General features: G+C 26.8%; 1 protein-coding gene and 1 pseudogene. One reads left to right on the top strand and one right to left on the bottom strand.

The window, feature by feature from the left end; translation table 11 throughout:
- The coding region (locus E4U03_RS12600; RefSeq protein ID WP_209304185.1) for a GTP-binding protein at nt 1-135 on the bottom strand (135 nt) is incomplete at its 3' end.
- Nucleotides 136-257: 122 nt separating this feature from the next.
- Here E4U03_RS12600 and E4U03_RS12595 point away from each other — a divergent pair.
- Nucleotides 258-447, top strand: a pseudogene (locus E4U03_RS12595) (hypothetical protein); the annotation flags it as partial.

Below are 447 nucleotides of genomic sequence, written 5' to 3'. Positions count from 1 at the left end.
ATCCATAACTTGTGAACTCATCTGCCTATCGCTAATAGCACCACACTCGCTAATAATCCTATCTGCAAGAGTAGATTTTCCATGATCTATATGTGCTATGATGGAAAAATTTCTAATATTTTTTACCGACAAAATTTCATCCTAAATATAAAATTTTAAAGCTAGGATTTTAACAAAATTTATGTTTAAAACAAATAAATTTTATTTTATATAAAAAACTTCAATTGAAATTTATATAAAGCATATTAAAATATCAAATGCTTGAAAAATATTTAAAATCAGCTATATTTTTAGCTCTTTATCCCTTAGCAATGTTAGCTTCTAATTTGCACGAATTTATAGCACTAAGTCAAAATAATGAATCCTATCTCATTAAGCAAATGCAAAGCGAACAAGCAAATTTAGACAAAGAACAAGCTTTTAGAAATTACCTACCCTCTCTTAGTC

Origin of the sequence: Rothia nasimurium, from assembly GCF_004569295.1 — a bacterium.
Lineage (GTDB): Bacteria > Actinomycetota > Actinomycetes > Actinomycetales > Micrococcaceae > Rothia > Rothia nasimurium_B.
Note: the sequence above shows the minus strand (reverse complement) of the source record. Positions and strands in the feature narration are given on the sequence as shown.